The sequence below is a fragment of the Mesorhizobium sp. M1163 genome, from assembly GCF_040318415.1.
In the GTDB taxonomy this organism is placed as follows: domain Bacteria; phylum Pseudomonadota; class Alphaproteobacteria; order Rhizobiales; family Rhizobiaceae; genus Mesorhizobium.
The window spans coordinates 1-19,870 of the sequence record NZ_JAMYMF010000060.1 but is presented as its reverse complement, the minus strand read 5'-3'; the positions used below and the strand labels follow the sequence as shown (position 1 = coordinate 19,870).

Annotated in this window: 24 protein-coding genes; 11 read left to right on the top strand and 13 right to left on the bottom strand. The window is 63.5% G+C overall.

Going from position 1 to position 19,870, the window contains the following annotated elements; translation table 11 throughout:
- Positions 1 to 243: 243 nt before the first annotated feature.
- The 5 genes from NKH43_RS33115 to NKH43_RS33095 all read right to left on the bottom strand — a co-directional run bounded on the left by NKH43_RS33115 (position 244) and on the right by NKH43_RS33095 (position 4,676).
- Complete coding sequence (locus tag NKH43_RS33115; RefSeq protein ID WP_352861699.1) at positions 244 to 1,221, bottom strand: GlxA family transcriptional regulator; 978 nt, start codon at positions 1,219 to 1,221, stop codon at positions 244 to 246.
- A 267-nt stretch (positions 1,222 to 1,488) separates the two neighbouring features.
- Positions 1,489 to 2,670, bottom strand: coding sequence for a cystathionine gamma-synthase (locus tag NKH43_RS33110; protein WP_352481346.1), 1,182 nt, complete (start codon positions 2,668 to 2,670; stop codon positions 1,489 to 1,491).
- A complete protein-coding gene (locus NKH43_RS33105) occupies positions 2,667 to 4,091 on the bottom strand; it encodes a pyridoxal-phosphate dependent enzyme (protein ID WP_352861697.1) in 1,425 nt (474 codons plus the stop codon). Before NKH43_RS33105 ends, NKH43_RS33110 begins: the two co-directional genes overlap by 4 nt.
- Positions 4,092 to 4,277: 186 nt before the next feature.
- Positions 4,278 to 4,496, bottom strand: a complete 219-nt coding sequence (locus NKH43_RS33100) for a RidA family protein (RefSeq protein ID WP_352861700.1) — start codon at positions 4,494 to 4,496, stop codon at positions 4,278 to 4,280.
- A gap of 57 nt (positions 4,497 to 4,553) precedes the next feature.
- Positions 4,554 to 4,676: a hypothetical protein gene (locus NKH43_RS33095; protein WP_352861695.1), complete on the bottom strand. Its 123-nt coding sequence runs from the start codon at positions 4,674 to 4,676 to the stop codon at positions 4,554 to 4,556.
- 172 nt (positions 4,677 to 4,848) lie between these two features.
- On the opposite strand from NKH43_RS33095, the gene NKH43_RS33090 reads away from it, so the two are divergent.
- The gene (locus NKH43_RS33090; protein WP_352861694.1) at positions 4,849 to 5,178 is read left to right on the top strand and encodes a hypothetical protein; all 330 of its coding nucleotides are present in this window, start codon (positions 4,849 to 4,851) and stop codon (positions 5,176 to 5,178) included.
- Positions 5,175 to 5,822: a cysteine hydrolase family protein gene (locus NKH43_RS33085; RefSeq protein WP_352861692.1), complete on the top strand. Its 648-nt coding sequence runs from the start codon at positions 5,175 to 5,177 to the stop codon at positions 5,820 to 5,822. The genes NKH43_RS33090 and NKH43_RS33085 overlap by 4 nt, the downstream gene beginning before the upstream one ends.
- A 111-nt stretch (positions 5,823 to 5,933) precedes the next feature.
- Here the strand turns inward: NKH43_RS33085 and NKH43_RS33080 are convergent, their stop codons facing one another.
- The 3 genes from NKH43_RS33080 to NKH43_RS33070 form a co-directional block, all read right to left on the bottom strand.
- A complete protein-coding gene (locus tag NKH43_RS33080; RefSeq protein WP_352481342.1) occupies positions 5,934 to 6,284 on the bottom strand; it encodes a winged helix-turn-helix transcriptional regulator in 351 nt (116 codons plus the stop codon).
- 338 nt (positions 6,285 to 6,622) lie between these two features.
- Positions 6,623 to 7,972, bottom strand: a complete 1,350-nt coding sequence (locus NKH43_RS33075; protein WP_352481341.1) for an FAD/NAD(P)-binding protein — start codon at positions 7,970 to 7,972, stop codon at positions 6,623 to 6,625.
- Between the two features lie 61 nt (positions 7,973 to 8,033).
- Positions 8,034 to 8,486 (bottom strand): RrF2 family transcriptional regulator, encoded by a 453-nt coding sequence (locus NKH43_RS33070; protein WP_352592220.1) that lies wholly within the window; start codon positions 8,484 to 8,486, stop codon positions 8,034 to 8,036.
- Positions 8,487 to 9,328: 842 nt separating this feature from the next.
- Here NKH43_RS33070 and tauA point away from each other — a divergent pair.
- The 4 genes from tauA (at position 9,329) to NKH43_RS33050 (ending at position 12,262) form a co-directional block, all read left to right on the top strand.
- Positions 9,329 to 10,342, top strand: a complete 1,014-nt coding sequence (gene tauA / locus NKH43_RS33065; protein WP_352481339.1) for a taurine ABC transporter substrate-binding protein — start codon at positions 9,329 to 9,331, stop codon at positions 10,340 to 10,342.
- Between the two features lie 75 nt (positions 10,343 to 10,417).
- Positions 10,418 to 11,191 (top strand): taurine ABC transporter ATP-binding protein, encoded by a 774-nt coding sequence (locus NKH43_RS33060; protein ID WP_352481338.1) that lies wholly within the window; start codon positions 10,418 to 10,420, stop codon positions 11,189 to 11,191.
- Positions 11,188 to 12,054, top strand: coding sequence for an ABC transporter permease subunit (locus NKH43_RS33055; protein ID WP_352481337.1), 867 nt, complete (start codon positions 11,188 to 11,190; stop codon positions 12,052 to 12,054). The genes NKH43_RS33060 and NKH43_RS33055 overlap by 4 nt, the downstream gene beginning before the upstream one ends.
- Positions 12,055 to 12,073: 19 nt before the next feature.
- Positions 12,074 to 12,262: a hypothetical protein gene (locus tag NKH43_RS33050; RefSeq protein WP_023718773.1), complete on the top strand. Its 189-nt coding sequence runs from the start codon at positions 12,074 to 12,076 to the stop codon at positions 12,260 to 12,262.
- Between the two features lie 59 nt (positions 12,263 to 12,321).
- On the opposite strand, the gene NKH43_RS33045 is transcribed toward NKH43_RS33050, so the two are convergent.
- Complete coding sequence (locus NKH43_RS33045) at positions 12,322 to 12,507, bottom strand: hypothetical protein (RefSeq protein ID WP_023718772.1); 186 nt, start codon at positions 12,505 to 12,507, stop codon at positions 12,322 to 12,324.
- Between the two features lie 304 nt (positions 12,508 to 12,811).
- Between NKH43_RS33045 and NKH43_RS33040 the strand changes: the two genes are divergently transcribed.
- From NKH43_RS33040 to NKH43_RS33030, 3 genes are all read left to right on the top strand, one after another.
- Positions 12,812 to 13,171, top strand: coding sequence for a septal ring lytic transglycosylase RlpA family protein (locus NKH43_RS33040; RefSeq protein ID WP_352481336.1), 360 nt, complete (start codon positions 12,812 to 12,814; stop codon positions 13,169 to 13,171).
- Positions 13,172 to 13,424: 253 nt separating this feature from the next.
- Complete coding sequence (locus NKH43_RS33035) at positions 13,425 to 14,702, top strand: polyhydroxyalkanoate depolymerase (RefSeq protein WP_352481335.1); 1,278 nt, start codon at positions 13,425 to 13,427, stop codon at positions 14,700 to 14,702.
- Positions 14,703 to 14,914: 212 nt separating this feature from the next.
- Positions 14,915 to 15,532, top strand: a complete 618-nt coding sequence (locus tag NKH43_RS33030) for a transglutaminase-like cysteine peptidase (RefSeq protein ID WP_023718769.1) — start codon at positions 14,915 to 14,917, stop codon at positions 15,530 to 15,532.
- A gap of 9 nt (positions 15,533 to 15,541) precedes the next feature.
- Here NKH43_RS33030 and NKH43_RS33025 read toward each other — a convergent pair whose 3' ends face one another.
- The 4 genes from NKH43_RS33025 to NKH43_RS33010 are packed head-to-tail and all read right to left on the bottom strand — an operon-like array spanning position 15,542 to position 18,319.
- Positions 15,542 to 15,910, bottom strand: a complete 369-nt coding sequence (locus NKH43_RS33025) for a helix-turn-helix domain-containing protein (RefSeq protein WP_352481334.1) — start codon at positions 15,908 to 15,910, stop codon at positions 15,542 to 15,544.
- Between the two features lie 38 nt (positions 15,911 to 15,948).
- Complete coding sequence (locus NKH43_RS33020; protein ID WP_352481333.1) at positions 15,949 to 16,485, bottom strand: Smr/MutS family protein; 537 nt, start codon at positions 16,483 to 16,485, stop codon at positions 15,949 to 15,951.
- Positions 16,482 to 17,588, bottom strand: a complete 1,107-nt coding sequence (gene mltA / locus NKH43_RS33015; protein WP_352481332.1) for a murein transglycosylase A — start codon at positions 17,586 to 17,588, stop codon at positions 16,482 to 16,484. The genes NKH43_RS33020 and mltA overlap by 4 nt, the downstream gene beginning before the upstream one ends.
- Before the next feature lie 23 nt (positions 17,589 to 17,611).
- Complete coding sequence (locus NKH43_RS33010) at positions 17,612 to 18,319, bottom strand: Tim44/TimA family putative adaptor protein (protein WP_023718765.1); 708 nt, start codon at positions 18,317 to 18,319, stop codon at positions 17,612 to 17,614.
- A gap of 198 nt (positions 18,320 to 18,517) precedes the next feature.
- Between NKH43_RS33010 and NKH43_RS33005 the strand changes: the two genes are divergently transcribed.
- Positions 18,518 to 19,009 carry an FxsA family protein gene (locus NKH43_RS33005; protein WP_023718764.1) on the top strand — a complete coding sequence of 164 codons (492 nt, stop codon included), beginning with the start codon at positions 18,518 to 18,520 and terminating at the stop codon, positions 19,007 to 19,009.
- Between the two features lie 113 nt (positions 19,010 to 19,122).
- Entirely contained in the window at positions 19,123 to 19,623 is a 501-nt protein-coding gene (secB, locus tag NKH43_RS33000; RefSeq protein ID WP_023718763.1) for a protein-export chaperone SecB, read from the top strand.
- The last annotated feature ends 247 nt before the right edge of the window (positions 19,624 to 19,870 follow it).

Here is a 19,870-nt window from a genome sequence, read left to right as displayed (position 1 = left end):
GCTCCTTCGCTCAACTGCCTCTCCAAAGAATCCTTTCTCAGCCTAAACTCAACCCCAAAATCGCCATATGCGATTCCCCTGCCCGCAAGGGGGGAGATTGGATGTCGCGTCAGCCTTCGCCTATGACCAACGCAGCAGGATATGCGGCGGGACCAAAGCTGCTGATCTCCCCCCTTGCGGGGGAGATGGCCGGCAGGCCAGAGGGGGGTGGGCGGGAACTCGGCGTGGAGTGACTAATGCACCCTAATGCCGCCGCAACACCTTCGGCGCGTGGCCGTGCTCGTCCCGGAACGCGCGGGCAAAGCTCGACATCGAGGCGAAGCCGCAGGCCAGCGCCACGTCGCGCACCATCAGCGTCGAATGCGCCAGCAGGTCGGCGGCGCGCTTGAGGCGCAGACGGCGGTAGTAGCCGTTGGGCGAGATGCTGAGTTCGGAGCGGAAATTGCGTTCGAGCTTATCGGAGGAGACGCCGAGCTTGTTGGCCAGTTCCGCCATGCCGAGCCGCTCTTCGACCGCATCCTCCATGATGGCGATGGCCGACAGCACCAGTTCGTTCTGCACGCCGGTCCGCAGCCTGAGCGGCATCAGCTTGCGGTCGACGCTGGAGCGCAGCGGGCTGTGCACGAACCATTCGGCGACGCCGGCCGCAAGCTCGGCGCCATAATCGTTGGTGATGATCTCCAGCATCATGTCGAGACTGCCGACGCCGCCGGCCGAGGTGAAGCGCTTGCGGTCGATGACATAGAGATCGCGCCTGAGCTCGATATCCGGAAACGCTTCGATGAAAGCCGCCTGGCTGGTCCAGTGCAAGGTGCAGGCATGGCCGTCGAGCAGGCCGGCCCGAGCCAGGAAAAAGGCGGCATCCGCCACCGCGCCGATATGGGCGCCGCCGCGCAGGCTCCTGCGGATCCAGCTCACCGCATCGTGCGCGACGAGATGATCGGCATCGCCGCCCGAGCAGACGACGACACGATCGACCTTCGGCGCGTCATGGGCGGCAAAGCCGGGCTGGATGACGACGCCATTAGAAGCCTCGACCGGGCCTTCGGTGGCGCCGACGATTATCCAGCGATAGCAGTTCCGCTTCGCCAGCACGTTGGCGGCGCGCAACGGCTCGATGACGGAGCTGAACGCCATCATCGGAAAACCGGGGAAGACCAGGATGGCGAAGGTCAGCGGAGTGTCGCTTACCGTCGGTTGGTTGCGGTGTCGGTTGTTCATAGGGAGACTACCATTTCGCCAGATGGCGCCAAGGTCAACGGAGCAGCGTGTAGGCTCCGATCTTTGGTGATCCTTCACGCCCCCCTCTGTCCTGCCGGACATCTCCCCCACAACAAGGGGGGAGATCGGCAGCTTCGCCGTCCGTCCGTGTTTCAGCGATGGAGATTGGCGAAAGCGCAAGATGACGGCCAATCTCCCCCCTCGTGGGGGAGATGCCCGGTAGGGCAGAGGGGGGCGCTGTCCCGCCGTCGGTTCGGCATCGTGCACTCAACTCGCCAGCGCCTGATCCAGATCCGCGATCAGATCATCGCCATCCTCGATCCCGGCCGACAAGCGCACCAGCGAATCGGATATCCCGATCTCGGCGCGTTTTTTCGCCGGGATCGAGCCGTGCGTCATCAGTGCCGGATGCTCGATCAGGCTTTCGACGCCGCCGAGGCTTTCGGCCAGCGTGAACAGTTGCGTGTGCTCGAGGAAGCGCTTGGTGCCGGCGAGGTCGCGGTCGAGCTCGATGGTGATCATGCCGCCGAAGGCGTGCATCTGCCGCCTGGCGATGGCGTGCTGCGGATGGCTGGGCAGGCCGGGATAGATAACACGGCGGATGTCGGGGCGGCTTTCCAGCCAGTGCGCGATCTTCTGGCCGTTCGACGAATGACGCTCCATCCTCAGCGCCAGCGTCTTCAGGCCGCGCAGCGCCAGGAAACTGTCGAATGGCCCGGAAATGGCGCCGATGGCGTTCTGCAGGAACTTCAGCCGATCGGCGAGATCCTTGTTGTCGCCGACCACGGCGACGCCGCCGACCATGTCGGAATGGCCGTTGAGGTATTTCGTCGTCGAGTGAACAACGATATCGATGCCGAGCTCCAGCGGCCGCTGCAGATAGGGGCTGCAGAAAGTGTTGTCGGCGACCGACAGCACGCCTTTGCGCCTGGCCAATGCCGCGACGCCTTCGAGATCGACGACACGCAGCAGTGGATTGGTCGGCGTCTCGACCCAGAGCAGCTTGGTTTCCGGGCGGATCGCCGCTTCGACCGCGGCAAGATCAGTGAAGTCAACGAAGTCGACCTGGAGGTTGGCCGAGCGCTTGCGCACCCGCTCAAGCAGCCGAAACGTGCCGCCATAGATGTCGTCGGTGGCGACGATGTGGGCGCCGGAATCGAGCAGTTCGAAAATAGTGGCGATCGCCGCCAGCCCCGAAGCGAAGGCGAAGGCGGCTGTGCCGCTTTCGAGGTCGGCCACAGCGCGCTCGAAGGCAAAGCGGGTCGGGTTCTGGCTGCGGGCATATTCAAAACCCTTGTGCACGCCCGGGCTCTGCTGGCCATAGGTCGAGGTCGCGTAGATCGGCACCATCACCGCGCCCGTCGTCGGGTCGTGGCTCTGGCCGCCATGGATGGTGCGCGTCGAGAAGGCGAGGCGGTTCCTGCCCGATACGGTGGCTTTGACGGTCATCGGGCGCGCCTCAGATGGTTGATCAGGTCGATACGGGTTATCAGGCCAATGAATTCGTCGCCATCGAAGACGATAGCGACCTCGTTGCGGTCGAACACCGGCAGCAGCGCATCCAGCGTCTGGCTGGCCTGCAGCGTGTGCAGGGTAGAGGTCATGGCCGTACTGACCGGGGCCTTGAAGCGGTCCCAGCGGCTGTCATAGGGGCCTTCGACCTTGGCCAGGATATCGCTTTCGTCGATGATGCCGACGAGCTTGCCCTCGTCCAGCACCGGCAGCTGCGAAACATCCGAGCGGCGCATGCGGCCATAGGCGTTGAGCAGGCTTTCGTCGGGGCCGACATACACGGTGTCGCCGGTGCGATGCGAGCGCATCACCAGATCGCGCAAATCGCCATGCTGCTCCTGCTCGGCCAAGCCCTGCTCGACCAGCCAGAAATCGTCGAAGACTTTCGACAGGTACTTGTTGCCGCTGTCGCAGACGAAGGTAACGACGCGCTTCGGCACGGTCTGCTCGCGGCAATAGCGGAGTGCTGCCGAAAGCAGCGTGCCCGACGACGAGCCGGCGAGAATGCCTTCCTTCGAAAGCAGGTCGCGTACCGCAAGCATGCTCTGCTTGTCGGGGATGGAGTAGGCCTTCCTGACCAGCGACAGATCGGCATTGGGCGGCACGAAATCCTCGCCGATGCCTTCAACGGTCCAGCTTCCGGCCTCTACCATCTTGCCGGTTTTGATCAACGGTGCCAGCACCGAGCCGACCGGATCGGCCAAAATCATCTCGGTCTTCGGCGAGACTTTCGCGAAATAGCGGCCAAGCCCGGTCAGCGTGCCGCCGGAGCCGACGCCGACGACCACCGCATCGACATCACCTCCGAGCTGCTGAAAGATTTCCGGCCCGGTCGTGGTTTCGTGCGCGTGCGGATTTGCCGGGTTGGCGAACTGGTTGGCATAAAAGGCGCCGGGCAGCTCGGCGGCGATCTTTTCGGCCATGTCCTGGTAATATTCGGCATGGCCCTTGCCGACATCGGAGCGCGTCATGCGCACTTCGGCGCCGAGCGCGCGCAAATGCTGGATTTTTTCGCGCGACATCTTGTCGGGCACGACGAGGATGATGCGGTAGCTCTTGGGGATGCCGACCTGGGCGAGGCCGAGACCGGTGTTGCCGGCGGTCGCCTCGACGACGGTGCCGCCGGGCTTCAGTCTGCCCTGTTTTTCGGCGGCGGCAATCATCGACAGCGCGATGCGGTCCTTGATCGAGCCGCCGGGATTCTGGCTTTCGAGCTTGATGAACAGCCGGCACTTGCCGATGTCGAATTTGGTCAGCTCGACGACCGGCGTCTGCCCGATCAGGTCGAGAACCGAGGCATAGGGCGGGCGCAGGCGGGACGATGCATCGTCCGGTGCTACGATCTTGTGCTTGCTCATGTCAGATGCTCCGTTGCCAGAATGAGCAACCGCCCTGGAAGACGGCAACCTACCGTCTTTTCCAGCCGTTTGCAGTTGGAAAGAAGATAGATCGTGCCAATCCGGCCGCCAGCAGGGGAATGGAATTTCGCGAAAGCTTCGCCGGCCTCCAGGCAGGGCAAAAGATTTGCAGAACCTGTTTAGGGCTCAGGCGATCGCCGCCTGGGCTTCGATCTCGATCAGAAAATCCGGATTGCCGAGGCCGGCGACGCGCAGCACCTTGATGATCGGCGGCGCGCCACGATTTGCCCAGAAGGCCATCCAGGCGCCGAAGGCCGGCCCTATGTCCAGGTCGCCGGCAATATGGACCGAGAGGCTGACAAGGTCTTCAGGCTTTGCCCCACCGGCTTCGAGCACCTTTGCCAGGTTGGAGAGCGCCTAAGCGGTCTGCGCAGCGAGATCGTCCCTGGCGACGATCCGGCCTTACGCGTCGACCCCATTCTGGCCGCCGACCAGCACGATGCGCGCGGATGCCGGCAGCGACACGCCTTGCGAATAGGCCGGGTTGCTGTGCATGCCCCCGGGGTTCAGCCTTTCGATGGTCACTGCGCTTTTCCTCCTCAGCGAAAACTATACCGCGGCCGCCTGGCCGTCCGTAGGGTCGCACGGCACAGAACGGCAATCGTGCGGCCGTTTCAACGCACCATCTCGTTCGTTGCCGCCGCTGATTCCGCCATGCTACCCGGCGCTGGTCGAACAGCAATGCAAGGAATGGCCGATGAAGATTCTTGCCTATGACAATTTCACGCCCGGCGTCACGCTCGACGACCTGCGGCCTTATTTGCGCGACGAAGTGTCGAACGTCTGGCGGCTCTGGAAGGCGGGGATCGTGCGCGAGAATTATGCGCGCGGCGATATTGGCGGCGTCATCATCGTCTTCGAGCTCGACAGCGTCGCGGAAGCGCGGCGCTACACCGAGGACTTCCCGCTGTCCAAGGCCGGGCTGCTGGAATGGCACTTCATCGCCTTCGACGCGCCATTGCCGCTGGAATTCCTGTTCGACCCGACCGTCGACATCGCCAAGCCGTGGGACCGGACGGCGGCATGATCCGGTCGCGCGACGGGATCGAAATCCCGGCCAGCCTGGCCGAGTGGTGCGATCCGCGCCGCACGGCGCTGGTGGTCTACGACATGCAGGTCGGCATCTGCCGCCAGGTGGCCGGCGCCGCCACCATCGTCGAGCACACCGGCACGGTGCTGGAAGCGGCGCGCGTGGCCGGAATGCGGGTGGCGTTCACGCGCCATCTGTCGCTGCCGCGCAAATGGATGGGCGCGACGCAGCTGCGCACCGCCATGGCCTGGCAGCGGCGCGACAGCCCCGACACGGTTGAGCCGTGGTTCCCGCGCGACGCCGAAGCGACGCGGATCGTGCCCGAGCTGGAACCCCGCGATGACGAGGCGGTGTTCGACAAGCTCACGATGTCGGCCTTCGATTCCACCGCGCTCGGCTTTGCCTTGCGCGATTGCGGCGTGCGCACGATAGCGCTCGCAGGCATCGCCATGGAGATCGGCATCGAGCCAACCGTTCGCCAGGCGACCGACAATGGCTTTGTCGCCGTGGTCATCGAGGATGCCTGTGGCTTCGGCAACCGCGAGGCGCGCGACCGCTCGATGGCGACGCTACGCTTCCTCGGCGAAGCCGTTGTCACCGATGTCGCCAGCTTCTGCAGCGCGCTTGCCGGACCGGGTTGAGGACAGTCGGCTTGCTAGAGCGATCCACCCTTTCACGCAAACGTCGAACCGCTCCATCGCTTTGTCTCGCAATTGCGGACAGAAAACCGCTCCGCGCTTCCCGGAATTGATCTAGGTGGCTGCGCTATCGGTGCGAAAACGCACGCCCTCGGCGCGGCCATGCACGCTTCCCCAGTCGTAGAGCGCCTGGAGCGCGGCGGCGAGATCTTCACCGCGCCCGGTCAAGGCGTAGCGCCCCTTGCCGTCGGGCGACATCTCGAGCGTGACGAAGCCGATCTCGACAAGCTCGGCCAGGCGCTGCGTCAGCATCTTGTCCGAGAGCGAGGGGATCAGCCGGCGCAGGTCGGAATAGCGCATCGGCTGTTCCTTGACGTGCGCCAGGATCACCGTCTTCCATTTGCCGCCGAGCGCGTCGAGCGCGAACTCGACCGGGCAGCCGTAGAGTCTTCCGCGTTGGGTCATGCGCCATGGTAGGCAAGGCATGGTGACGACGGAAGCAGAATTCGCCCGGTCATCTGGCCAGGGGTCGCGGCTCACGGCCTCGCCGGCCACAAAATCCAGGGAGGAGAACGAAGATGAGCGTACGCGACGCCAATCCGGTCAACGCGCAACAGCCGAAACGTGTGGCGATCGTCATCGCCAACCCGGCTGTCTCGACCACCACGGGCTGGCCGGTCGGCTTCTGGCGGAGCTAGCTCCCGCACCCCTGGTTCGCCTTCACCGCGAGGTTATGCGGTCGAGATCTTTTCACCCAACGGCGGCGGTCTTGCATCCGAAATTGCGTCAAGACAAAGGGGGCCTTATCCGAGCAATCGCTTGCTTAGCCGCGCACACTGCACGCGAATATCGGGAATGGCGTCGATCTCGAAGAAGGTGCCGCGCGTCAGCGGCCCGACCGCCAAAATCTTGGCCGATACTGTGCCATCGCCGGCGATGACCTCGCAGTCCGCGGTCACATCGAGGCCGAGCCGCAGCGGATCCGGCCGTGCCAGCCCACGGTCGACCAGGGACCGCACCACGCTGTTCGAGGTGGTCGAGATATCCCTGGCGATGCCGGTGCAATCATAGATGCGGGCGACATCGAACCTTTCGAGGCGCTGCGTGTGGCGGGACTGGACCTCTACGGTGTAGCCTGCGGCGATGTCGACGATGCGGCCGGCGACAAGCCGGATGCGGCCGGCCTGCACCGCCTCCGTAACGCGGGCGTAGACTTGCGGCGCCATGCGATGGCGGTGGATGTCCCACCACGCCTTGGTGTGCTCGACAAAGCGGCGCTTGGCCGAGGACGGCCAGTTCTGCCAGATCTTCTGGTTGAAGGGCCTCAGACCGTCGACGACGTCGCGCCAGTCGATGCCGGCCTTCTGGTTTTCCCGGATCAGGTCGCGGAACCAGCCGACGAAATAGGAAAGCTGGGTGCCGAGCGGGATATCGGCAACGTCGAGCTTGATGGGATTGCCCTTGCGATGCGGCGAAGGCAGCAGGCCGCGCCGCGACACCGCGACGATCGCGCCGCGATGACCGCGCTGCTCGAGCGACAGAAAGGCATCGACCATGCTCAACCCCGTGCCCAGCACCAGGACTCGGGCTTCGGGGTCGAGCGCGCTGTCGGCCTCGGATCCCATCCTGATCGCGTGGCCCTGCCCCGCCCCCGGCTCCTCGTCATGGCCGGTCGCCAGCACGGCAAGATGCGCAACCACGCTGGTGCCGTTGGCCAGCGCCACCTCGACGCCGGACGCGGTCGGCGAGATCGACAGGCTCTCCTCGCGGATCAGGCGCAGCCGGCCCGTCTGCTGCTCACGCGCCTCGAGTTCGTCGAGCAGCTCCTTGAGATAGCGGGCGTAGACGCTGCGCGGCGCATAGACCGGTGCCTGTTCCGGCGTTGCCAGGCCGCGTTCAAGTAGCCAGCGCGAGAAATTGCCGGGATCGTCGGCATAGGCGCTCATGCCCAACGCGCTGACATTCAGCACATGGGCTGAGAGCAGCGTTGAATAGGCCATGCCTTGCCCAAAATGCGGGCGTTTTTCGACCAGGCTGACGCGGAGATCGGGATTGGGCGACTTCAGCAGATGCGCGGCAAGCACGACGCCGCTGGCGCCGCCACCGACAATGATGATCGAAGTTGGAATGATCGAATTTGCGCGTCCGGTCATGCGCGCACCAATTGTCTTGGGAGCCATTGGTTCCGGAATTCTCGGGTCAGGCTTTGTTGATTCAGGCCTGGATTTTCAACGGCACCGAAAGGTCTTCGTCGCCGGCGATGTCGCGCATCTCGGCGAGGCTGCGCTGGTCCAGCACCTCGGCGATGGCCTGCCGGACCTCCAGCATCAGATGTCGGACTTGGCATGTCGCCTCGTTGCAATCTTCGCAGCGCTGATACTGGGTGCGGCTGGCGCAAGGAATGGGGGCAAGTGGCCCGTCGAGCACGCGCACGACGTGCCCGACCTTGATCTCGTCCGCTGGGCGCGCCAGGCGATAACCGCCCTCCTTGCCCTTGCGGCTCTGGACGAAACCGGCATTGCGCAATTCGCCAAGGATGGCATCGAGGAACTTTTTCGGAATATTGTTTGCGCGGGCGATGTCGTTGACGAAGGCGAGCTGTCCAACCGGCAGGCGCGCCAGATGAACGAGCGCCTTGAGGCCGTACTTACCTTTTTTCGTGAGCATAACCCGAACGTTTCTCTGTCATGCGATGACCCAAGGCCATCGGTTGCGAAACGCCTGGCGTGCCTCCCCGCCGCGTCCAAGCTGTCACTACAGATAAATTCTAGTGACATGATATACAAGCCAAGAAACGTTGATTTTGTTTCGTTTTCAAGCCGCAATGGCCATTTTGGCCGGGGCTTGTGGCCCTACGAGCACAGGAGCCGCCGCCAATGGGACACCGGCAAACTGGCCGGCGACAGGAATGTCCCGACCGGCCGACAGCAGCTTCTGTCCCTGAATTTGAAGGCCAAAGCATGCCGCGCGCGGCAACAAGGAGGGTGGCGTCGCTCATCGTCCTCTCCAATCCTTCAATGTCCATAAGAATACTAGACTTAACCCCGAGCACAGGAAATTCACTTTCAATTGTTCGGCCGTTCGCAGCATGGATTTGCCGGTGACCGGGCCAAAACGGAAAATTCTTGTTTGCGGCTGATGGCGCAATCACCGGTCGCTCCAACGGACAGCGAAGCCAGAGGCGAGGTGGAGCCAAGAAGGCAATTGAGGTGCTGCGCCATTGTTCAAAGCAGCGACGCAGCGGAGACCCGAGGATCGATGCCGCTATACTGACCAATGAATGCAGATCCAATAGTGCGCGCCATTCCGTCTCTGTTTCGGCTGACCTGACCGTCAACAGACCTTAGGCCGAGGCCCGCTGCAGCCGCCATATCCGCCTTCGCGCCGCGCCACTGACGGCTTTTTTCTAACAAGACGGCAATGGTTGGAAGGATTTAACTCTACAAGCCTTATAGACTTAGCTGACTATGAGGGAGCGATCCGATTTTTCTCTTTTCAAGGAGCCTTTCATGTCCACTATTTCGCGACGCGTCGTTCTCCTGTCCTCGGCGGCTCTGGCTGGTGCCGGCTTTCTCGGCCCAGCCCATGCGAAGGACCTCAAGATCACTATCGGCTACCAGACGGTCGTCGAACCCTCGAAGGTGCCGCAGGCCGACGGCGCCTATGAGAGCGCGACCAAGGCGGCAATCGACTGGCGGAAATTTGATTCCGGCGCCGACGTGATCGCCGCCGTCGCTTCCGGTTCGGTCGACATCGGTTATGTCGGCTCGAGCCCGCTGGCGGCGGCGGCGAGCCGCGAGCTTCCCATCCAGACCATCTTCATTGTCGGGCTGATCGGCGAATCCGAGGCCCTTGTCGCCCGCAACGGCGCCGGCATCGAGAAGGTCGCCGACCTTGCCGGCAAGAAGGTGGCGGTACCCTTCGTCTCGACGACGCATTACAGCCTGCTTGCGGCGCTGAAGCATGAGGGTGTCGAGCCGAAGTCGGTCGATATTCTCAATCTGCGGCCACCGGAGATCGCGGCGGCATGGGCGCGCGGCGACATCGACGCCGCCTATGTCTGGGATCCGGCACTCGGCCAGATCAAGACGTCGGGCAAGGTCGTGCTGGATTCCTCGCAGGTCGCCGCCTGGGGCGCGCCGACTTTCGACGCCTGGATCGTGCGCACCGACTTCGCCGAAAGGAACCCGGAGGCGGTGCGCGACTTCGTCAAAGTGACGGGCGCTGCCTATGCCGAATTCCTGGCCAAGCCGGATCAATGGTCGGTGTCCTCGCCGCAAGCGGCCAAGATCGCCAGGATCACCGGGGCCAAGCTCGAAGACGTGCCGCAACTGCTGAGGGGCTATGTCTTCCCGACGCTCGAGGAGCAGGCCTCGGACAAGTTCCTCGGTGGCGGCACGGTCAAGGCAGTCGAGGCGACGTCGGCCTTCCTCAAGGAGCAGGGCAAGATCGACGCCGTGCTGCCGGATTATTCGAAATACGTGTCGTCGAAATATGTCGGCGAGGCGCTTGCCTCGAATTAGCGACCGCTCAATGCGCGCGTCCTCCCTTCCCTGACGCGCGCGTTGCCTGCAGATTCAGAATATCGGCGACGCCACATGACGCATCTCCTGCTCGACAAAGTCTCGATTCATTATGAAGGCCAGCCGGCGCCGGCCGTCGAACGCGTGTCGATTGACGTCGCCAAGGATGACTTCGTTGTCCTGGTCGGCCGCTCCGGCTGCGGCAAGACCTCGCTGCTCAATGTCGCTGCGGGCCTGGTCGAGCCTGTGCGCGGCAGCGCCACGGTAGGCGGCAGGCCGATCACGGCGCCAGGCTCGGACCGCGCCGTCGTGTTCCAGAACGACGCGCTGTTTCCGTGGCTGACCGCGCGGGAAAATGTCGCCTTTGCGCTCAGGCTGCGCGGCGTCGGGCCAAGTGAACGGGCGCGGCGCGCCGATGCGCTGCTGGCGCTGGTGAAGCTCGACGGTGCCGGCGACAAGCGCATCTGGGAGCTTTCCGGGGGCATGCGCCAGCGCGTCGGCCTGGCCCGGGCGCTGGCGGCCGAGCCGCAATTCCTGCTGCTCGACGAGCCGCTGGGCGCGCTCGATGCGCTGACACGGGAACGCATGCAAACAACGCTGCTCGATCTGTGGACGGCAAGCAATGTCGGCGTGCTGATGGTGACGCACGGCATCGAGGAAGCGCTGGTGCTCGCAACCCGCATCATTGTGCTGGCTCCCGACCCTGGGCGGGTGGTGCGGAGTTTCGAAACCGGCTTCAGCCGGCGCTATGCAGCCGGCGAGGCCATTCGCAGCATCAAGGCCGATCCCGCCTTCGCCGCGGCGCGCGGCGAGCTGACCGATGCGATCTTCGAAGGAGAGGCAGCATGACCGTTACCTCCTATACCGAGCGGCCGCAGCGCTCCAAGGCCGACGACGGAGCCGACGCGCTGTCCGTGCCATGGTCGCGGTCGCGGCCGAGACGCAGCCGCGTTTCGGCCCGCATGGTCAGCGCGATCACTGTTCTGGTGGTGCTGGCGGCGTGGGCACTGTCGGCCCGCCTGCAATTGGTGTCGCCGGTTTTCCTGCCGTCGCCCGTGGCAGTCTGGAACAAATTTGTCGTCGTCGCCCGTGACGGCTTTGTCGACGCGACGCTGCTCCAGCATATCGCCGCCAGTCTGTGGCGGGTATTTGCAGCGCTGATCGCGGCCGTTTTCGTCGGCGTTCCCATCGGGCTGGCTATCGGCATCAGCATCATAGGGCGCGGCATCTTCGATCCGCTGCTCGAATTGCTGCGGCCGATCCCGCCGCTGGCCTATCTGCCACTAATCATTATCTGGTTCGGCATTGGCGAGCCGTCCAAGATCCTGGTGATTGCCATCGCCATGCTGGCGCCGGTCGCGCTGTCGACGGCATCGGGTGTTCGCGGCGTCTCGCAGGAACGCATCAATGCGGCACGCGCGCTTGGCGCGACCCGCACGCAGCTTGTCCGGCACGTGATCCTACCCAGCGCACTGCCCTCGATCCTGACCGGCCTGCGCATCGCGCTTGGCGCCGGCTGGTCGACGCTGGTTGCCGCCGAGCTGGTGGCGGCGACGCGCGGGCTCGGCTTCATGATCCAGTCCGCCGCCCAGTTCCTCGTCACCGACGTGGTGGTGATGGGCATACTGGTGATCGCGGCCATTGCCTTCGTGCTCGAATTCATCATCCGCAGGATCGAGCGGGTGCTCGTCCCGTGGGCGGGGCGGGAGTGACCGGATCGGAGACGTGACGATGCCCCATTCCACCGCTGTGCTGCTTGCGCGTTTCGGCCATTGGCTCCGCCTGATCAAGGCCGGAGACAAACAGCCGCCTGAGGACGAACGCAAAGCGCCGACGCCGGTGCATCTGGACGCGGAGCGCAACCGCTTACCGCCGCGCGACGAAAGTTTCTACTGGGGCTGGCAATACTGGTCGCGGTGACCGGCCGCCACAGGTCCGCTGTGCGCTGCTCTGGCGGGAGCCTGAGGATCGACGCCTGCTCAAACGCGCGAACGGTTCGCCCAGGCCAGGCCGGCCAAGCCAACCAGCGCGGTGACGATGCCGACATAGAGCCATTGCGACTGGCCGGTCATGAAGCTGCCGCCGATAAGGCCGATGCCTTGCAATGACCACAGCACGCCGATGGCGAGCACAATCAACGCCAGCAGATTTTTGATCAATCTCATTGCTAAAACTCCTTTCCAAGTCGATCATCGGCCGCGCTCCTGCCGGAATGGAACAGCGAAAGAAGCGGCCCGGTCAGGCCAACTTCTACTTAGATGCAAATCTCTGATCTTGTGCAAGACGTGCTGAGGTCGATGCGAAGATCATCAAAGAAGCTGTGCCTTGCTGCGGAAACTCTCTGACAAATTGTTTCGCACCGACTCCAAACGTGTAACATTGTCATGGAACCGACAGATCATTGCCGCATTTGCTGCCTCATTCGCCTCTAACCGCTGCGGGTCTGTCAACGGAGCCAGTCCCCAACACATGAACAAAAGCAACCAGACCGCGCTTGCCGCGGCCATGATCGCGGCTGGCCTGATGGTCGGCGCATCCACTGCCAGCGCCGCCGCTCAGTGCGGCCGTGCCTCCTGGTACTCACTGCATTCCAGAACCGCTTCCGGCGAACGCATGAACCCGTCGGCGCTGACCGCAGCGCATCGCAGCCTGCCGTTCGGCACCAAGCTGAAGGTGACCAACCGCAACAATGGCCGCAGCGTCGTCGTGCGGATCAACGATCGCGGCCCGTTTATCAGGGGCCGCGTGCTCGATCTGTCGAAGGGCGCCGCCAGCCAGCTCGGCTTCATCAGCTCGGGCCATACCGCCGTCTGCATGGCACGCGTCTAACAGTCAGAGCGCCAGGCCGGACACCTCCTCCGACGATCGCACCGATAGGCGTACCCTTGGCTACGCCTTCGCAGGTGCACATTGAGCCGGCTGTTGCCGTTGAAGGCGGATTCCCAACATCTTGGACGAAAGAATGAGCATAAATCACGCAAGTTGACGTATTGCATCGCAGCAAATTGTTGCTAACCTCCCGCAAGACAAGGCTCGGCGCTGCTCGTCGGCCCTTCGATCGCAGTCGGCAGCGGGGTTCTCGATGTTCTACCAGCTTTACGAACTGAACCATGCCGCCTTGCAGCCGGCCCGCCTCTATGCCGATGCGGTGCGCCTGTTCTACTCCAATCCGCTCAATCCGGTTTCACACACGTCCTGGGGCCGCTCGGTCGCGGCAACGGCCGAATTGTTCGAACGCACGACACGCCGCTACGGCAAGCCGCAATTCGGCCTGACCAAGACCGTGGTCGACTGGAAAACCGTCGAGGTCAGCGAACGCACCGTCTGGTCGCGGCCGTTCTGCAATCTGGTCCGTTTCGAGCGGGCTGTCCCGGCCGGGCGCCGGCCGGATCCGAAGCTGTTAATCGTCGCACCGATGTCGGGCCACTATGCGACGCTGTTGCGCGGCACGGCCGAGGCGATGCTGCCCTATGCGGACGTGCATATCACCGACTGGGTCGACGCCCGGATGGTGCCGCTTGCCGACGGCAGCTTCGACCTCGACGACTATGTCGACTACATTGTCGACATGCTGCATGCGCTGGGACCCGACACCCACGTGATGGCGGTGTGCCAGCCGTCGGTGCCGGTGCTGGCGGCGGTGGCGCTGATGGAAGCCAAGGGCGATCCTTTCGTGCCCTCGACGATGACGCTGATGGGCGGCCCGATCGACACGCGCCGCAACCCGACGGCGGTCAATTTGCTGGCCCAGGAAAAGGGCATCGACTGGTTCCGCGACAACGTCATCATGCGCGCGCCCTGGCCGGTGCCGGGCTTCGGCCGCGAGGTCTATCCCGGTTTCCTGCAGCTTTCGGGTTTCATGAGCATGAACCTGGATCGCCACATCATCGCCCACAAAGACTTCTTCATGCACCTGGTGAAGCATGACGGCGACAATGCCGAGAAGCACCGCGAATTCTATGACGAATACCTGGCGGTGATGGATCTGACGGCGGAATTCTACCTGCAGACCGTCGATACCGTCTTCGTCCGCCAGGCCTTGCCCAAGGGCGAAATGACGCATCGCGGTGTGGCGGTCGACCCTTCGGCGATCCGCAATGTCGCCCTGTTCACCGTCGAGGGCGAGAACGACGACATCTCCGGCCTTGGCCAGACCAAGGCGGCGCACGACCTCTGCATCAACATTCCGGCCGACAGGCACGCCCATTACATGCAGCCGGCGGTCGGCCATTACGGTGTGTTCAACGGCTCGCGCTTCCGCTCCGAAATCGTGCCGCGCATCGTCGATTTCATTACCAGCTACGGCCGCCAGAACCGTGTTGCGGTGAAGCCCAAGCTGGTCAGGACCGGCAAGAAATAGGCGACCAGCGATGATGCCCGTCAATCCGCATCAGGTCGGTCAATGCCAAAATCATCGGTTGGCGGGGCCGTGCGGCCGGTCGACCTGTTGCACAATAGTCGCGTTGGCGCCACGCAGGTAACCATGCCGCAAAAATCAATCCATCCTCATAATTGACACCGACTGTAAATACCCCTTAACGTTTCGTTAACAACAAGGGACAAGCGGGGACAATGATTTCCTCACCAATGGCGAGAACGCTACGCCTGTGCGCGCTGGCTGGACTTACTGTGGCGGCAGGTTGGGCCAGTTCGGCCTCGGCAGCCAGCCCGATGATAACAGGTGGTCCGACGTCGCAGCCGATCGGCCATTATGATTTCTGCAAGACCTACCCGTCGGAATGCTCGATCCGCCCGAAGGATCTGTCGCCCGCCAGCATGACCGGCTCGCTGTGGCGCAAGCTGCTCAGCGTCACGGTAAAGGTCAACGCCGCCGTCAAGCCTGAGAGCGACTTCGACATCTACGGCAAGGACGAGGTCTGGGCCTATCCCGACAAGGGTGTCGGCGACTGCGAGGACTATGTCCTGGAAAAGCGCCGTGAGCTGAACCGGCTGGGCGTCTCGTTTGCCGATCTGCTGATGACCGTCGTGCGCAAGCCGGATGGCGAAGGCCACGCCGTGCTGACGGTGCGCACCGACAAGGGCGACTACATCCTCGACAATCTGACCGACCAGGTCCGTTCCTGGGACCAGACCGGCTATCGTTTCCTCAAGCGGCAGGCGATCGACAATACCGGCCGTTGGGTCTCGATCCGCGGCGGCCAGCAGGTTCTGGTCGGCTCGGTCCAGTAACAAAGCAACTCATTTCGGCCGGTTCAGCGCGGCGCGGAGCGACGCAATGATGCGGCGAAGCTCGGCTTCGTCGAGCTTTTCGATGTTGTCGGCCAGGAGATTGGCAAGCTCGGTCGCCGCCGGGCTAAGGCCGGACGTGTCGAGCCTGACGCGCGGATGCGAGGTTTCGGCCAACCGCGCCAGTTCCTCGGCGTCGTCCCAAATGATGTTGAAATAGCCGATGATCTTCTGGATCAGCGTCCAGCTCGGCGCACCGCGGCGGCCGTGTTCGAGCGCCGAGAGATAGGCTGCGCTGACGCCGATCGCCTTGGCCATGTCCTTCTGGGTGACGCCGCGCTCGTTTCGCAGCACGCGAAGCTTTTCGCCGAACGGGGTCACGAGCACATCCTCATTGGCGCATCCTCATGGGCGCATCCTCAAGAGCGCGCCCGCCGCAGACGGACGTAAAGCGCGCCCGAGCCGCCATGATTGCGGGCGGCATGGTCGTGGCTGGAGACAAGGGGCCGGAAGGCGGGCGTCGACAGCCATGACGGCACGGCGCGTCGCAAGACGCCGTCGCCGCCCGACGAAGAGCCCTTGCCGGTGATTACCAGGACATAGCGGATGCCGCCTGCATGCGCCCGGTGCAGGAAGGAAAACAGCAGCGAATAGGCTTCGTCCTGGGTCAGGCCATGCAGGTCGACGCGGCCCTCGATCGGCAGCCGGCCCTTCGACAGCTTGTCCAGCGTCGGTTCGTCGAGTGCGTGGGAAACATGCTGCGCCTTCGGTTTCGCGACCGCGGCAGCATTGCCCGCGACCTGTGCCGGCGGCGGCACCTGCCTGGTTTCGTCGATCTCCGGCCCAAGCTTGGGAATATCGACGGCGATCTTGCCCTTCAGCGGCTTTGCCGTGCGCGCCACCAGGTTCCACAGGACCCGGTCGTCCTCGCTCAGCCTGTCGATGCGCCGGGTCATCGGTCTGCTCCTGAAACCAGCGGCCGGGGGATCAGCGCATAAAAATCGGCGGCGTTGCGGATAACGCCGGCGATCTCGCCGGCCGCATCGCCCGACCCAGCGAACAGATCGCCGCGGGCCGGCCCGATGATCGCTGAGCCGGTGTCCTGTGCGATCATCAGCCGCCGGAACGGTTTTTCGTCGAAGGCGGTCAGCGACGGCGCATCGATATGGAAGGGCGTGCCGAACGTGTGCAGCAGCCGGTCGACGGCGATCGAGCGGCAGGGTGTCAGCGGCACCTTGGCGGCAGCGACCGGGCCGAGCTCCGGGTCGTCGACGCCCATCTCGCGGAAGAAGATGTAGGAGCGGTTGCGCCAAAGGATCTCGTCGACGCGCTCCGGACGCGCCTTGAGCCAGGCACGGATCGACTGCATCGTCACTTTTTCCAGCGGGATCTCGCCTTCGTCGCTCAGGATCTTGCCCGGTCCGGTAAAGCGCTGGCCGGATTTGGCGGCATAGGTGACGCGGCAAAGCTCCCCGTCGGTCATGTTGAGCCGCGCCGCGCCCTGCACGTGGATGAAGAAGGCATCGACCTTGTCGGCGAGCCAGGCGATTTCCAGGCCTTGTCCAGCGAGCGCGCCGCGTTCGATCTCGCCGCGGTCGAAATATTCGACCGGGTCGTTCGGCGCCGCACGAGCGAAGGCAAGATAAGGATCCATGCCGGAAGGACGATTGCCATCGTCGATGTCGACAAGGTCGGCCGGGCGGGTTAGCAACGGCACCGAAAATCGTCGCGTGCGCACCGGCGAGGCGTCGACCTCCGGCTCGTAGAAGCCGGTGACGAGGCCTGGGCCGCCGTTTTCCGCCCCTATATGGGCCGGCACAAAGTAGCGCTCGAAGAAGCTTCGGGCCTCCAACCGATTCGCCGGCGAAACGGTGCGCGCTGCGGCATAGGCTTCGGCAAAGGCGCCGAAATCGACGCCGAGCGCGCCGGAGCGGTAGGGTTTCGTCAGGACATGAAAGGCCGAGCGGCGAAAGGCGTCAAAGGCAGGGAGTTGGTCGTCCTCGTCCCAGCCCGGCAATTCGCCAAAGGACTTTTCGCTGAAGACTCGAGAAAGCGACACGACAGCCCCCGCCGCCGTCCAGTTCAGTCTTCTTCTTCGGTGGCGACGAGCTTCCAGTTCGGATCGCGCGAGCGCGCGTCACGAGCGAAGGTCCAGACGTCCTTGACCTCGGCGACGGTCTCGGGATCGCCGTCAATGACGGCGCCGGCCTTGTCGCGGGTCGCTGAAATCAGTTCGCTGACAATGCGCAGCGTGATGTGCGCCTCGCTGCCCTTCATCTCGGCCGAAACGATGTCGGCCTTGTCGATGCCGACGAAGGAGGACTGGATTTTTTCGGCTTTTGCCTCGCGGTCGCCGATGGCCGCGACAAAGCCGTCATAGACCTCGCGCGACAAAAGGTTCTTCAAGGTTTTGCGGTCGCCATCGGCGTAGGCCATGACGATCATCTCATAGGCCATCTTGGCGCCGTCGACGAAGGTCTTCGGGTCGAAGGTCGGATCATTGTCCTTGATCGCCCGCAGGCCCCGGTTGAGATCTGTGTCGGGCTTGGCAAAGGCGTCGATCGCCGTATAGGCATCGGCCGCCGGCTCTCCCGCCAGCCGCTTGCGCGGCAGCGAAACCACGTTCTCGGGTTTCTGGGCGGCATCCTTGTCGTTCTTGCGCCCTGCCGTATATGGATCGAAGGGCGGGCGTTCGTTGCCCGTGCGTCGGCCAAGCACGTTGCGCAGCTGGAAGAAGATCACCACCGCCGCAATCAGAAAGAAAATTGTGCCGAAGTCGAAGAAGCCCATATCTTGCGCCAATCAATCCCTGCTTTGGCCGGACCAGCGGCCAAGCAAGGGCCGCGATCACATAGCGTTCAGTATCCAAAGCATATAGAACGCATGGCGCAATCATTCAAATCAAAGGCAGCCATACCTATCTAACAGCTCTGGTGCCAGCGGCGATTGCTCGCCGGCCGGCAAAACATCGAAACGATCGGTCAAGATTTGCGTATCTCGCTGCTTCCCCTGTTTGTTCTTGCGCTTCCGCTGCTGGAGATAGCCGGTTTCGTCATTGTCGGCCGCCAGATCGGCGCGCTGGCGACGGTCGGGCTGGTGCTGGCCTCGAGCGTCGCCGGCGCCTTGCTCCTTCGACACCAGGGTTTTGGCGTCATGGCCAGGGTCCGTGCCGAAATGGATGCCGGCCACGATCCGAGCCGCCAGCTTGCGCACGGCGCCATGATCGTTCTGGCCGCGATCCTTTTGATCATCCCCGGCTTCATCTCGGATATTTTCGGCATTCTACTGTTCCTGCCACCGGTGCGCGATCTTGCCTGGCGGATGCTGAAAGGCCGCATCGTGCTGGCCACCGATTTCGGCGTTGGTTTGCGGGCAAGGCAACGCGGCAAGACCATCGATCTCGACGACGGCGACTATTCGCGCGCCGACGACCATGCGCGCGGGCCTGACTCTCCCTGGCGCCGCCTCAAGGACGAGTAGCCGCAAGGCAACCGGCGTCTTTTGCAAACTTGTCTTGTCGTGCCGGCCATGATAGCGAACGCCCGAATTTCAATCCGGTCAGCAACGCTGCCCAGGCAAAAGGATCACAGCTTATGGCCAGCAACGACGACGCCCCGACCGGCGCAGCCAACGGTAATGGAAATGCGGAGCAGCCTTCGCTCAACGTGCTTGCGCAATATGTGAAGGACCTGTCCTTCGAAAGCCCCGGCGCGCCAAACTCGCTGCGCGGCCGCGACAAGGCCCCCGGCATCGCCATCAACGTCAACGTCAACGCCAACCCGCTTTCGGACAAGCAGTTCGACGTCAATTTGACGCTGAATGCCAAGGCATCGTTCGACCAGGAAGTGCTGTTCAATGTCGAACTGGTCTATGGCGGCGTCTTCTCCATCAGCGGCTTCCCGCAGGAGCACATGCTGCCGATACTGTTCATCGAATGCCCGCGGCTGCTGTTCCCGTTCGCCAGGCAGATCATTGCCGAGGCAACGCGCAATGGCGGCTTCCCGCCGCTGATGCTCGACCCGATCGATTTCGCGCAGATGTTCCAGCAGAAGCTGGCCGAGGACCAGGCCGCCGCCAAGGTCAAGGTGAGCTGAAGGCGTTTGTGTCTCGATAGCGTTTGAGAAACCCGGCCTTGCGCCGGGTTTTTTTATGAGCCGCTGGCGGGACAGTGCCCCCTCTGGCCTTCCGGCCATCTCCCCCTTAAGTGGGGAGATCGGAACTTCACGTCAGCCTTCGCCAATCCTTCATCGTCGCAGGAGTTGTGTGCGTCAAGTTCTGCAAAAATGGCGTGGCAGTAGCTGTGACGTCGGCGTGTCCGCCGCGCAGCCCCCGTGTTTAGCG

What these genes read in the sequence shown, in the direction of transcription:
- NKH43_RS33040 (WP_352481336.1), top strand. Translation starts at nt 12,812, where the DNA reads ATGAACAAAAGCAACCAGACCGCGCTTGCCGCGGCCATGATCGCGGCT.
- NKH43_RS33070 (WP_352592220.1), bottom strand. Translation starts at nt 8,486, where the DNA reads ATGCTCACGAAAAAAGGTAAGTACGGCCTCAAGGCGCTCGTTCATCTG.
- NKH43_RS33080 (WP_352481342.1), bottom strand. Translation starts at nt 6,284, where the DNA reads ATGACCCAACGCGGAAGACTCTACGGCTGCCCGGTCGAGTTCGCGCTC.
- NKH43_RS33115 (WP_352861699.1), bottom strand. Translation starts at nt 1,221, where the DNA reads ATGAACAACCGACACCGCAACCAACCGACGGTAAGCGACACTCCGCTG.
- NKH43_RS33075 (WP_352481341.1), bottom strand. Translation starts at nt 7,972, where the DNA reads ATGACCGGACGCGCAAATTCGATCATTCCAACTTCGATCATCATTGTC.
- secB (WP_023718763.1), top strand. Translation starts at nt 19,123, where the DNA reads ATGGCCAGCAACGACGACGCCCCGACCGGCGCAGCCAACGGTAATGGA.
- NKH43_RS33045 (WP_023718772.1), bottom strand. Translation starts at nt 12,507, where the DNA reads ATGAGATTGATCAAAAATCTGCTGGCGTTGATTGTGCTCGCCATCGGC.
- NKH43_RS33010 (WP_023718765.1), bottom strand. Translation starts at nt 18,319, where the DNA reads ATGGGCTTCTTCGACTTCGGCACAATTTTCTTTCTGATTGCGGCGGTG.
- NKH43_RS33060 (WP_352481338.1), top strand. Translation starts at nt 10,418, where the DNA reads ATGACGCATCTCCTGCTCGACAAAGTCTCGATTCATTATGAAGGCCAG.
- tauA (WP_352481339.1), top strand. Translation starts at nt 9,329, where the DNA reads ATGTCCACTATTTCGCGACGCGTCGTTCTCCTGTCCTCGGCGGCTCTG.
- NKH43_RS33105 (WP_352861697.1), bottom strand. Translation starts at nt 4,091, where the DNA reads ATGAGCAAGCACAAGATCGTAGCACCGGACGATGCATCGTCCCGCCTG.
- NKH43_RS33030 (WP_023718769.1), top strand. Translation starts at nt 14,915, where the DNA reads ATGATTTCCTCACCAATGGCGAGAACGCTACGCCTGTGCGCGCTGGCT.
- NKH43_RS33055 (WP_352481337.1), top strand. Translation starts at nt 11,188, where the DNA reads ATGACCGTTACCTCCTATACCGAGCGGCCGCAGCGCTCCAAGGCCGAC.
- NKH43_RS33020 (WP_352481333.1), bottom strand. Translation starts at nt 16,485, where the DNA reads ATGACCCGGCGCATCGACAGGCTGAGCGAGGACGACCGGGTCCTGTGG.
- NKH43_RS33050 (WP_023718773.1), top strand. Translation starts at nt 12,074, where the DNA reads ATGCCCCATTCCACCGCTGTGCTGCTTGCGCGTTTCGGCCATTGGCTC.
- NKH43_RS33110 (WP_352481346.1), bottom strand. Translation starts at nt 2,670, where the DNA reads ATGACCGTCAAAGCCACCGTATCGGGCAGGAACCGCCTCGCCTTCTCG.
- NKH43_RS33090 (WP_352861694.1), top strand. Translation starts at nt 4,849, where the DNA reads ATGAAGATTCTTGCCTATGACAATTTCACGCCCGGCGTCACGCTCGAC.
- NKH43_RS33085 (WP_352861692.1), top strand. Translation starts at nt 5,175, where the DNA reads ATGATCCGGTCGCGCGACGGGATCGAAATCCCGGCCAGCCTGGCCGAG.
- NKH43_RS33035 (WP_352481335.1), top strand. Translation starts at nt 13,425, where the DNA reads ATGTTCTACCAGCTTTACGAACTGAACCATGCCGCCTTGCAGCCGGCC.